We start from the raw sequence: 12,449 nt of genomic DNA on the forward strand, positions 1-12,449 counted from the left end.
TTACTCCAAAGTGACCGGACAGGAGAAATCCGCCAGTTCCGGCATCAGGAACGGCACTGTGGTGCTGTCGAACTCAATCCGGTAGCTGATCGAACGGCCGCCGATTTCATGGCGCACGTCCACCACATTGCCCCTGGCCTTGGCGCGGCCCTGACGCAGGAAGGTGACGATATCCCAGCGCCCGTCGGTGAAGCTGAGCGCCGACTGCCGCTGCCGTTTCTGCGGGAACAGCTCCACCGAAACACCGGAGGCCTGCCCCGGCCAGGACAGCGCCGCCGGGGTGCTGCCGGGCTGGGTGCGGACGGAGGTGCCGTTGACCGACAGCACCGCCAGCTCCACCGACGGAGAGGAGTCCGCATGCACAATGGACATCCCCACCTCCGGCTCCGGCGCGCCGGAGGCAAAGAAGGCCAGCTGAATGGCCTGGGCATTGCTGAACTGGCGCAGAACCTCGGGCGACAGCCGCTGCCCGGTTGCGCTGCCCGGTGCGGGCTTCAGCCCATCCGGCGAGCGGACCACATGCGGCTGCAGATAGGACGTGTAAAACCTGTCCATCCGGCCGCCGGGTCCGAAGAACTGGCCGAACACCGCAGGCGAGACATGCCGGCCGCCGCCAAAGGGGTAGAGCGGTGCAATGAAATCCCGGCAGAACTGAGTCACCTCGTCGTTCAGCGCCCGGTTCAGCTGTGTCATCGCCGCGTCCTGGGCCTCGGCACGGAATTCGCTTTCAGCCTCATTCAGAAGTTGCGCCAGAGGGGCAGGCAATGCCGTGTTGTTCATTGTTAGTGCCGACAGTGACTGACTCAGCATCGCTTCGTCTGCAGGGGTCGGTGCAACTGCCGCTTGCCGCCGGTTCTCGCGCAGGTCGCCAAGCACGGCGAGAACTAGATCAATCGGGCGCTGCCCCGGCTTCCCGTTCAGCAGGCTGTGCCATTGCGCAAAGTCATCTGAGATGCGTTCCACCTGCCGCCGCTGCAAGTCCTCGCCATGAGCCTGGCCAGCCGCGCCTGCCTGGGTCTGCACCTTGGCGCGAGCCTTGAAGCTGTCCAGTGCCACTTTCTGGAAGACGCCGGATTTGCTGTAGATGCGCTTGAACACCGCATCGCCCATGTTGGCGCCCAGATCGCCGCCCGAGGCCGCGACTGCCGCCGGATCCAGCGTGTCGAGCTGATCATAGAAGCGGGACAGACGGGTTTCTTCCTCGACCGCCTCCACCAGTTCCAGCAGCGGCGAGGCGACCTGAGACGACGCCGCAGCCAGGGCTGCGTACTGCGGTGCATCCGCCGACATCCGCGCCAGTCCGATCTGCGCGAACATTGCCTTCCAGGCGGCGCTGAATTCCAGCCGGTAAACCCGGTGCAGCTCTGCCTCGAGCCCGGCAAGTTGGGTTTCATAGCCGACCCGCCCGGCTGCCTCGCCCAGAACCCATTGGTCTTCGCGCAGGCGGGTGCGGGCCGTGGTCAGCTCTTCCAGGAAATAGCCCCAGTACCCTTCAAAGGTGTAGAGCGCCGGCACGCCAACCGACTGGAGCGGCGTGCCGTTCGTGGTTTCCAGCACCTGGGCCACCTGGCCGGACAGCCGCTCAGCCAGGCCGAAGTCACGGATGCCGGAGGTTGCCGCACGCTCCTTGATCAGGGCATAGGCCTGTTCAGCCAGCGGCAGGTTGACGATTGCCTCGCGCGCCTGCCGCACGATCTCCGGGTCGATGCCGATCACCGGTTTGCGGTCCCCGTCCAGATCCAGCAACGCCTCCAGATGCGCCAGCAGCTGCTGACGCTCGTCAATCTGGCCCGCTGCGTTGAACTGGCTTCGCCACAGTTGCTCAAAATAGCTGGTGACAGCAGCGTCATTGTCAGCGGCATTGCCCTGCCCCGTCCCGCCAAGAAGAAGATAAACCTTGAGCGCACGGTAGACTTCGGCGGTGTTTTCATCGGCGATGAGCTGCGGGATGGCGTTTTCCAGATGCAGCACCAGGCGCGGCCGCAGCATGCGTTCCAGCCCATCAGAATAGGCCCGGTGCGTCGCCCCAGACAGTTCCGCATGGCGCGACAGGCCAAGCCCCTGCCAGAACCCCGGCTGTTCAGGGTCGCCGTACCCTGTTGTCATGTCGCGCAGGTCCTGCAGATGCGGCATCACCGGCGAGGGGTCGGTGCCGTCAATCACGGTGCGGGACAGTTCATTTCGGGCCGCATCGAAAAACGCCACCGCGTCATGTTCCGCATTGCGGGTCAGTGTGGCGTTCTGCCAGTAGCTGTAGCCGAAAGCACCCATTGAGCCTGCCGTGCCCAGCAGAATGGCGGCAAAGGCCGTGCTGCGAAGAAGCGCCGTCCGGCGCATGGCAGCACGGTCGAAGCCGACCCAACCGCGTTCTTCAAAGATCACCTTCTTCATCAGATCATGCAGGAAATATGACTTGCCCTTGCCCGACATGAAGGCAGGCTGAAACAGGCCCGCATCGCCGCTGTTGCGGGACATCTCACCCAGCACCTGATCGACCGGTGTGCCTTCCTGGGTGCCGGAAGTGAAGTAGAAGCCGCGCAGCAGCGCGCTGGTCTTGTAGCGGGTGGGTTCGAACACGACACGCAGGAATTCGCAGATGTTTTCCCGCAGCATTGCCATCTGCCCCGGCAAGCCGAATATCGCGATGCGGCTGGCGCCGTCGGGTTCCTCGTTCATCCGGTCGATCACCTCGTCAGACAGACGGCTGATCAGCTGGTCAATCTCCGCACCTGCCTGTTTGTAGGTTTCCACGCTCCGGTCCTTGGTCTGGAACGTCACCCCCCAGACGGATTTACGGCGGCTTTGGCTGAAGCTGGCAAAATATTCGCGGAAACCCGAAATCAGGTCTGCCTTGGTGAACAGCACGTAAACCGGGAAGTCGATCCTGAGGGTTTCGTGGATCTCTCCCAGCCGCGTCCGCACCGTAGCGGCATGGTCAGCAATCGAGGCGGGGGAGGCAGACATCATGTCCTCGACCGAAAAGGCCAGAATGACGCCGTTCACCGGCTGGTCGGGGCGCCCCTTCTTGAGCAGGCCCAGGAAGGCATCCCAGCTAGCTTTGTCCGCCGCCGCATCACTGTCGTGCATGGTGTAGCGGCCGGCGGTGTCAATCAGCACCGCGTCCTCGGCGAACCAGAAATCGCAGTTGCGGGTGCCGCCGAACCCCTGCGCCTTGTCCGGCAGAATGTCCTGGCCCGGGAATTCGATCCCGGCATTGGACAAGGCTGTGGTCTTGCCCGCCGCGGGCGGACCGATAATCACATACCAGGGCAGATCATACAGGTAGTTCCTGCCGCCCGCCTTCTTCAGTTTCGCCATCGCCTCCTGCAGGCGTTCGCTCAGAACCGCGGCATCGCCCGCAGGTTCCTGCAGCAAGCTGTCCTCCAGATCCTGCGCGCGTTTCCGGCGCCGCCGCCAGCGCAGCCCGTAGTACAGCGCCAGCGCAAACAGAATTACGCCAATCACCGCGGCGCGGAACCAGACCGCAGCAAACAGGGTCAGGCCGGTCATCGGGAACCCGAACCAGATGGCAGCAAACAAGGCAAGGATGCCGGTCACGATCAGCGGAATGCGCATCCAGGGCTTGCGCAGCAGCTGGACTGGCAGGCTGAGAAAGGAAAGGAACCGGAACATTCTAGTTTTCTCTCGGAATCATGATTTCGACGCGGCGGTTGCGCGCCCTGCCGTCACGGCTGCTGTTGTCAGCGATCGGGTCGACTGCGCCCTTGCCCTCGGCCGAAATCCGGCTGGCGTCGGCCAGTGCCGCGCCCAGAACAGTTGCGACAGTTTCCGCCCGGGCCAGTGAAAGCTGCTCATTGGTTTTGTAGCGCCCGCGCCCCGACGGCGGCACGCTGTCGGTATGACCTACCACCCGCACCGGGCCGGTTTCCCCGTCCAAGGCCGCGGCGGTGGCGCCGATCAGCATGCTGATATCGCTGCTCAGATCCGCGGAGCCTGAGGTGAAGCGCAGCGCCCGGCCGACACGGATGAGCACCCAGTCATTGGTTTGGTCGAGTTCGATCTGGCCGGTTTCCAGCTCGCCCTCCAGCGCGCCGGTCAACCGCTGCATCTGCGTGCTGGTGGGCGGTTCATACGGGCGGACAACCGGCTGCGTGCGTTCGATGACGATGCCGGGCTGGCCCTGGTGCAGCGCCAGGATACCGTCACGCACTTCGGCGCTTTGCCGGGTGAGCAGCGTCGAAAGTGTTGCAAACAGCGCCATCACCATCACGGCGGACACGCTGAGCGCCACCCACAGCGGCAGTTTGCCCTGATTGCGGCGGGTGCCAAGCGGCACCGCGCTCCAGCGCGGCGAGATATCGTCATCCGGGCGCGGCTGCACCCGGCGCAGGGTTTCGTAGATGGCTGTGCGGATGCGGGCGCATTCCACCGTGCCGTTGGGCATGGTGCGGTACTGGCCCTCAAAGCCCAGCGACAGGCAGGTCAGCATCAGCTCCAGCAGGTGAAAGCGCTGGCCGGGCGCCCGCATCGCCTCGTCCACTTTCTGAAAGAAACCCACCCCGGAGGAGCGGTCGCCGAAGAACCGTGCCGCCATGGAATATTCCTGCCACATGCCGCGGTCGGTGCCGGGCAGATTCTGGACGATGTCGTCCGCTGTGGCGGACAGCGCGTATTTGGCATCGAGAACGTCCTGCGGCGCAGCATTTGCAGCATGCGCCTTTTTCTCGAAAGCGTCGATTTCCCGGACCACATGGTCGATCAGCGGGGCAGCCTGCATGTCCACCAGCCCGGTGCGCAGCCGGCCAAGCAGCACCAGAAGGTCTGCCGCAGCCGCAATCAGCGGATTGGAGGATTGCGCAGCGCCGCTGCCCTGTGCCTTCAGCGCATCAGCCAGCGCGATCCGCGGTTGCGCCTGTGGCCGGGCCGCCTGGCCCGGCTGCACGATATCGGGGAAAATCCCGGCGCCGGCCGGCTGCTGGCCCGTTGCGGGCCGGTAATGCGGCTGCATTTGCGGTGGTTCGGGCTGCGGCGGCAGCGCTCCGCCAAGCCAGGTATCCTGTGCCGGGGACTGCACCGGAGCAATACGGCCCGGCCCGCCGCCGGCAGGCGGCAGCGGCTGTCCGAACACCGTATTTCCTGCTGGAGGAGCAGCCGGCGGGCGCGCTGGCGCCGGCCCGGGCACCGGCGGGATCGGCTGCCCGAAAACGGTCTTGTCGTCATCCTCCGCCATCAGCCGCCCTCCGGCACCGCCCAAAGCTCAAGCTTCAGGTCCGGCCAGTTGCCCGCAAAGTGCAGCCCCCCCGCCGGGGCGGTTGAGAACTCCCGCCACAGGTCCGAGGACTTGTCGAGCAGGAAATAGACATTGGTCGACACCACCCGGATTTGCCGCGGCGGGTTGGGCAGATGCACCAGGCCGATGCCGGGCAGGTTGTTGCTGACAATCTGCTTCATGCTGGTGGAGGGCCCGGCCTTGCACAGCTGCGGGAACTGCTGTTGCACCTGGGTCAGGGGCAGGCTCGAGGACACCTCGATAACAAAGGTCGCCTGGGCAAACAGGTTGCGGTCGTTGACCAGCGCCGCATAGGAATTGGCGCGGACCTCGTTCAGCGGCAGGCGCACCGCGCGGCCCACGTCCCGGGCCAGCAGCTGCTGGATGTCCTGCACCAAGGCGGTGAAGCTATCCTTGCTGTCCTGATGGCTGTAACGCTCGTATGTGCGGGTCCGGCGCGCGCCCTGGTCAAAGGTTGACAGCTCGCCTGCCAGCGCCAGCAGTTTTTCATAGAGCCTCTCGGGATGCAGATTGGCGAGCCCCTGCATGTGCTGCAGAACCGGCAGCTCGCGGTTCAGCACCATCAGCATGAGGTAATCCGTGGCCTGCATCCCCCCGCCCGAGGACGGGTCGGAAGCATAGCGCGCCAGCGTTTCCAGCTTGGCCTCAATCCAGCCGATGACGCGGCTCAGATAGCCCTCATAGGCGGGATGCACCCGCATCACCAGCGCCACCGGCGGCACGCTGTCGTCCAGGGTCACGATGCCGTCGCGCATATCGATAATGCGCGCCAGCCGGATGTTCTGGTATCCGGGGCGCGGCGTCTTGCGCAGCACCAATTCCAGCCGCGGCTGGGCGATTTCGACGATATGCTCAGAGCGGCCGGCCGACGCGTTGTTGACCACGGTTTCGGCATTCAGGACGAAACGTGTTGCCGCATTGGCGGCCGCGGGCGACACATCCTGCCCGCTGACGCTGGCATCCGGCAATGTCAGCCAGACATCCAGCCCCTGGGCCTCATCCTCCGGCACCTCCACGGGCACCGGCAGCGGCGCCGATCCCGGCGCATCAAAGGCCATACCGTCGGGCATAATGCCTGCAACCGCCCGCAGGCCGATCTTGCCTTGCTGCGCCAGATCCCGGTCGAACCGCAGCTCGCTCACGCCCCAGGGGTAGGGAGTGATGTTGGCAGTGCGTTCACGCAGCTGGTATTCCTGGTAGCGGTCGGCCTGCTGCAGATGGTGCGGTTGAAGGAACAGGCCTTCTTTCCAGGCCACTTTGCTGAAATTCGACATGTGTATTCAATCGCTTCCATATCAAACGGGCCGCTGGCCCCCGGTAAGAATGACGCAACTTTTAAGGCTTGCGAACGGATCGTCAACACGGCCTGGTAGTGCGTCCTAAAACTGCAGGCGGATCTGCGCGGTGAGCCCCCAGCTGTCGAGCCTGTCACTGAACCTGGTGTCGGCACGGAACGATGCGTCCAGCTGACGCCCCGGCAGTGCGCTGCCGGGCTGCAGAATCTTGGTGTAGTTCAGGCCAAGGCTGAGTTCGCCATAGGTGCCAAGATTGCTGCTCGTACTGCTCAGCGCGGTTCCGGCACGTTCGCCGGTATCCGGGTCATAGAGGAAAAACTGCGACTCCACGTCGGATCCGAAGTCGTGGTAAACCGTTGCCGTGGCGAAATAGTTGAGCGCGGACGTGCCGGACAGACCGATCTTGCTCTTGGACAGGGTCAGGCCCGCAAAGCCCACCCGGCTCTCGATGTCCTCAATCTCCAGCTCGCCGTTGTCAAAATACAGCGTATCGGTCTCGATATTGGAAAACGAGAACCCCAGCGAGGGCACGATGCGCAAGTCCTTGGCTTCGTTCAAGGGAATCGAAAGCCCCGCTGAGGCGCCGATGGTCAGGCCGCGGCTGTCATATGACTGATCCTGAACACCAAAGCTCAGATCCTCCGCCGTAAGGGTCGCGTCCCCGGACAGTATCCGCACCGTATCCAAAGCTGCCGCATTCACCGTATTTTCAAGGTCGAACGCGGTTCGATCCGCCCTGATCTGCACATCTGCAAACAGCACCCGGCCGCTGTCGCCCAAACTGCGGGAAGCCGCCATGTAAGCGCTGCCGTACCGCTGGGAAAAACTGCTGCGGTTGGTGCTGGTACGCACATTCGGGTTCAGCAGTCCGGTATTGGCATCGAAATAGTAGACCGGCTGCGTCGTGGTGCCGCCGTTATAGCCCGCGATGCCGCCAAAACTCAGATCCCACCCGTTGAAATAGCCGTTGAAGCAGGAATAATCCGCGCCGATCTGAAACCCGTAGTAATCCGCTGACAGCTCGCTGCTATAGCTGCCAAGTGCCGTTTCTGATGTCCCGGTGGCGGTTGCCTGACCGCCTGTGGCGCGGCTCCAGGTCCCGAGCCCGCAAACGTCTTCGCCCGGGACGGCAAGGCCTGTCACAAAGGGGCTTGTCGGGCGGTTGACCACACTGCCCATCAGCGATTGCGTCAGCGCAAGGCCGGTTGCAAGCCCGCCGACCGCGGGATTGGCCGCACCTTGCAGCTGGTAGGCGCCGGCACTGCTGTTATCGACCAGGGCATAAACAGCTGCTCCGGTATTGGGCAAGCCGCTGACCGTGACGCCTTGCAACCCGCCACTGCCGTAGGTCAGAACATCGACACTGCCGGTCAAACGGTTGGTCAGATCCTCTGTGTTGCTGAAGTTGAAGGTGGCTTCGCCGGACAGGTTGCCGGAAACTTCGACAACATCGGTTTGAATTGCGCCGTCTTCGAACACCGCATCCATTTCGATCGTACCGTTCAGCACGGCGTCCCCCGAGACTCTGAACACATCGTCCCCCGCCCCGTCAGCAAGGTCGATGACCGCCCCCGCCTGATGGGTCAGCTGCCCGGCGCCGGTGACGGTGCCATCGGCGATGATTGTCCCGCTGTTCACCACCGCCGCATGGACCGTGGCGCCATCTGACAGGCCCAGCGAGGATGTGTTGGTCAGTGTGCCAGATGCCAGTACACCGCTGCCGGACACCTGCAACGAAGCGCCGCTGACATTCATACTGACTGCTTGTGCGGAGCTGCCTCCGCTGACTTCGAGCGCACCAAATGACAAGTTGCCTTCAATGATCATTCTCCCGCTGCTGGACAGCGTTCCCGCAACTTCCGACGTGCCATCCACTGTCAGGGTCCCGCGGTTGCTCAAAGACCCCGAAACATCGCCCGCCAGCGTTGCGGTGCCGTCGTTGGTGACATCACCGGTGACAGTTCCGTCCAGATCCAGAGTTGCACCGGAACTGTTGATCACATCTCCGGTCACATTGCCGCCTGCCGCGATGCCGGCAGTGCCGGAGTTTTCCAGCCCCATTTCCAGCCGGGCGCTGCTGCCGACCGTCAAACTGCCGTTTGCCGAGTTCTCGAAAAACGTTCCCCCTGATCCGGTGAGCGTGGCCCCGGTCATCTCTACCCGGCCGCCGTTTGCCGCCGTCCCGCCACTCGCCACGGTAGTGCTTCCGCCTGTAAAGGTCAGCGCGCCATTGCCGGAATTGGAGAAGCTCTCCACCCCCGTCAGGTCACCTGAGACAGTGACCACTGCACTGCCCTGAACGGTCAGGCTGCCGTCCAGCGTGCCAGACAGGTCAGCTGCAGCGCTGCCGCTATTCCTCAGGTCTCCCGCAATCATCCCTGTGGAAACCAAGGTGCCGGAATTGGAGATGCCGCCATTTATGGTGCTGTTGTTCGTCAGCGTACCGCCGGAAATGGCCACGTTGCCCCCAATGGTGCCGTCATTGATCACGGTACCGCCAGAGATTGACGCAGCGCCGCTGATTGCCCCGCTGTTGGTGAAGCTGCCGCCCGTCTGGTTCAGTATACCTACGGTGCCTGCATTCGAGACGGTGCCCGCGTTGCTCAATTCTGCCACCGTGCCGCCGCTGGAGACGGTCAGACCGCCGCCGGAGCTGTTCTGCAGGTCCGTCACAGTGCCGCCGTTCACCGTGGCGCTACCGCTGTTTGTCAGGCCAGAAACGCTGCCGCCGGTTACGCTCATAGTACCGCCGTTGTCCACTGTCCCGGCACTGCCGCTGGTGGTCAGATCCGCACCTGCCGCAACCGTCACATCGCCGTTCAGTGTGCCGGAGCTGTCCAGCGAACCGCCCGACAGGGTCACCGCCCCGTCCATCGACCCGCTGTTGGTCACGGTGCCGCCAGAGATTGACGCAGCGCCGCTGACCGTGCCGGTGTTGGTGAAGCTGCCGCCAGTCTGGTCCAACGCTCCTATGCTGCCAGCGTTCGACACCGTGCCAGCGGTGCTCAGCGCTGTCACCGTACCGCCGCTGCCAACCGTCAGGGTGCCAAAGGCGGAATTCTCAAGGTCCGCCACCGTGCCGCCGGTAACCGAAGCCGTATCGGTGTTGGTCAGGCTTGAAACTGTACCGCCAGTGACATCCACAACACCTGAATTTTGAACCTGCCCGGCGGTACCGCTGGTAGTCAGCGACGCAGCCCCGCCGATAAGTACATTGCCTGACATGACACCAGTATTGGTCAGGGTGCCTCCCGACGATGTGAGCGGACCACTGATGGTGCCCGAGTTGTCCAGAGTTCCGCCTGTTGCGATGACTGTACCGGTTACCGTGCCGCTGTTGCTGATGCTCCCGCCGGACTGAGTCAGCGTATCAACCGTGCCGCTATTCGTAATCCCTCCCCCGGATTGAATCAGAGTGCCAATAGCGCCTGCATTACTTACAGTGCTGGTTCCAGAGTTGTTAACCTCCGTCACTGCAGCACCGCTGGCAACCGTGAGGCTGCTGCTGCCGGTATTGCTAATTTCTGCTGCAGTCCCGCCTGTCACTGCCACGGAGCCGTTGTTTTGAACCACACCGGCTGTACCGCTTGTAGTGAGCACAGCACTTGCCGAAACATTGACCTGACCTGAAAGCGTCCCGCTGTTATCCATGGAGCTGTTGGACAAGGCCACAGCCCCGCTGACCGTGCCGCTGTTGGTGAAGCTGCCACCGGTCTGGTCCAGCGTGCCCACGGTGCCCGCGTTCGAGGCCGTGCCCGCGTTGCTCAATGCTGTCACCGAGCCGCCGCTGGCAATCGTCAGACCGCCGCCGGCGCTGTTCTCAAGGTCTGCAACCGCCCCGCCGCTCACCGTGGCGGTGCCGCTGTTGGCCAGCTCTGCAACGCTGCCGCCGGTGACATTGACCGTGCTGCCGTTGTCCACCGTCCCGGCACTGCCGCTGGTGGTCAGATCCGCGCCCGCCGCAACCGTCACATCCCCGCTCAGCGTGCCGGAACTGTCCAGCGAACCGCCTGACAGGGTCACCGCCCCGTCCATCGACCCGCTGTTGGTCACGGTGCCGCCCGAGATTGACGCCGCGCCGCTGACCGTGCCGCTGTTGGTGAAGTTGCCGCCAGTCTGGTCCAGCGCGCCCGCGGTGCCCGCGTTCGAGGCGATGCCCGCGTTGCTCAGCGTTGTCACCGAACCGCCGCTGGCAATCGTCAGATCGCCGCCGGCGCTGTTCTCAAGGTCTGCAACCGCCCCGCCGCTCACCGTGGCGGTGCCGCTGTTGGCCAGCTCTGAAACGCTACCGCCGGTGACGCTGACCGTGCCGCCATTATCCACCGTCCCGGCTATGCCGTTGGTGGTCAGCTCCGCGCCCGCCGCAACCGTCACATCGCCGCTCAGCGTGCCGGAGCTGCTGGCCGTCCCAGCCAGAACGGAAGTTGTGCCGCTTACGATACCGGCATTGGTAAAGCTGCCCGAGGTCTCCACATTGTCGGAAATCGTGCCGCTGGCGGTGTTCTCCAGCACCCCGTCCGCCGCATTGCCGAGCGTGCCGTGGCTGGTGCTGATGGTGCCCGCGTTGGTGATTTCCCCGTAGGCGCCGTTGTCCAGCTGCGCCACTGACAGGCTCGCGCCATCCCCCACCGTGAGGGTGGCGGCCGTGCCCGCCGCGCCGCTGTTGGTCAGCACCGTGCCGCTGCCCTCCAGCCGGTCGCCCGCGCCGATGCTGAGGCTGCCGCCCGCGGTATTGGTGAAGCTGTCGCCGCTGCCGTCGCCCAGGGTCAGCGTGTCGCTGCCGCCGTCCTGGGTCGAGATCGCGCCTGCGTTGGTCAGCCCCTCGCCACTGTTGTCGCTGTCGGCGTTCAGCACGCCGGAGCCGGTGAAGGTGATGCTGCCGCTGGCGGTGTTGCTGATCGCGCCGGCGTCTTCCACGCTGCCGCCATCGCCGACGGTGATACTGCCGCTGTTGGTCAGCGTGTTGCCGGTGCCGGTCAGCGACGCCCCCGCCCCCAGGGTCAGAGACGCCCCGCTTGCGTTGCTGATCGTCTCCGCCTCCAGCGACCCCCCGTCCCCGACAGAGACAGAACCGCTGTTGCTCAACGCGCCGACATTTTCCAGCGCCGCACCGCCTGCCACTTCCAGACTGCCGCCGTTAACCGATACAGAATGGCCGCCCGCATTCACATCGCCGGAGATCTCCGCGGTGGATCCGCTCTCCGCACGCAAATCGCCGGTCAGATCGGTGTTGAGCGAGAGATCGCCATGGTTGGTCACATTCCCGGTCAGCGTCACGCCGTCCGTCACCACGGAACTGCTGCTCAGAACGATGTCATCTGCAGCGATATGCAGATCCGCGGCGCTGCCATTCAGGGTGCCAGTATTGGTGAAGCTGTTGCCGCCCGCAACACTCAAGGTCACTGTATCGCTGCCGCTGGAGGCGATTGTGCCGTTGTTCACGACATTCCCGTCTACCTCGGTGTCCGCAGCGATTTCAAAGGTGGCGCTGTTGCCACCTTCCACCGTGACACCGCCGCCAAAGCTGCCGCCTTCGGCAACCAGCCTGCCGCCCGACAGGGTCACCGCCCCGTCCATCGACCCGCTGTTGGTCACGGTGCCGCCCGAGATCGACGCCGCGCCGGTGACTGTCCCGCTGTTGCTGAAGCTGCCGCCGGTCTGGTCCAGCGTGCCGACGATGCCTGCGTTCGTGACGGTGCCTGCGTTGCTCAGGGCCGTTACTTCGCCGCCGCTGGCAATCGCCAGATCGCCGGTGGCGCCGTTTTCCAGGTCCGCCACCGTGCCACCCGTGACCGTGGCATTGCCGCTGTTGGTCAGTTCGGCGACGCTGCCGCCGGTGACGCTCACCGTGCCGCCATTATCCACCGTCCCGGCTATGCCGCTGGTGGTCAGCTCCGCGCCCG

Annotated in this window: 4 protein-coding genes; all 4 read right to left on the bottom strand. The window is 64.3% G+C overall.

Features of this window, described 5'->3' with window-relative positions; translation table 11 throughout:
• Window positions 1–3,633 (bottom strand): type VI secretion system membrane subunit TssM, encoded by a 3,633-nt coding sequence (gene tssM, locus RA26_RS20740; protein WP_039187104.1) that lies wholly within the window; start codon window positions 3,631–3,633, stop codon window positions 1–3.
• Between the two features lies 1 nt (window position 3,634).
• Window positions 3,635–5,191: a type IVB secretion system protein IcmH/DotU gene (icmH, locus tag RA26_RS20745; protein ID WP_039187133.1), complete on the bottom strand. Its 1,557-nt coding sequence runs from the start codon at window positions 5,189–5,191 to the stop codon at window positions 3,635–3,637.
• The gene (gene tssK, locus RA26_RS20750) at window positions 5,191–6,525 is read right to left on the bottom strand and encodes a type VI secretion system baseplate subunit TssK (RefSeq protein WP_039187105.1); all 1,335 of its coding nucleotides are present in this window, start codon (window positions 6,523–6,525) and stop codon (window positions 5,191–5,193) included. Before tssK ends, icmH begins: the two co-directional genes overlap by 1 nt.
• A gap of 105 nt (window positions 6,526–6,630) precedes the next feature.
• Window positions 6,631–12,411: a beta strand repeat-containing protein gene (locus RA26_RS23050; RefSeq protein ID WP_206540447.1), complete on the bottom strand. Its 5,781-nt coding sequence runs from the start codon at window positions 12,409–12,411 to the stop codon at window positions 6,631–6,633.
• Window positions 12,412–12,449 lie beyond the last annotated feature (38 nt).

It is taken from the genome of Leisingera sp. ANG-M7, assembly GCF_000813965.1.
Taxonomy (GTDB): Bacteria; Pseudomonadota; Alphaproteobacteria; order Rhodobacterales; family Rhodobacteraceae; genus Leisingera.

Excerpts from the sequence above, each read along its gene's own strand:
- icmH (WP_039187133.1), bottom strand. The coding sequence starts at position 5,191 with ATGGCGGAGGATGACGACAAGACCGTTTTCGGGCAGCCGATCCCGCCG.
- tssM (WP_039187104.1), bottom strand. The coding sequence starts at position 3,633 with ATGTTCCGGTTCCTTTCCTTTCTCAGCCTGCCAGTCCAGCTGCTGCGC.
- tssK (WP_039187105.1), bottom strand. The coding sequence starts at position 6,525 with ATGTCGAATTTCAGCAAAGTGGCCTGGAAAGAAGGCCTGTTCCTTCAA.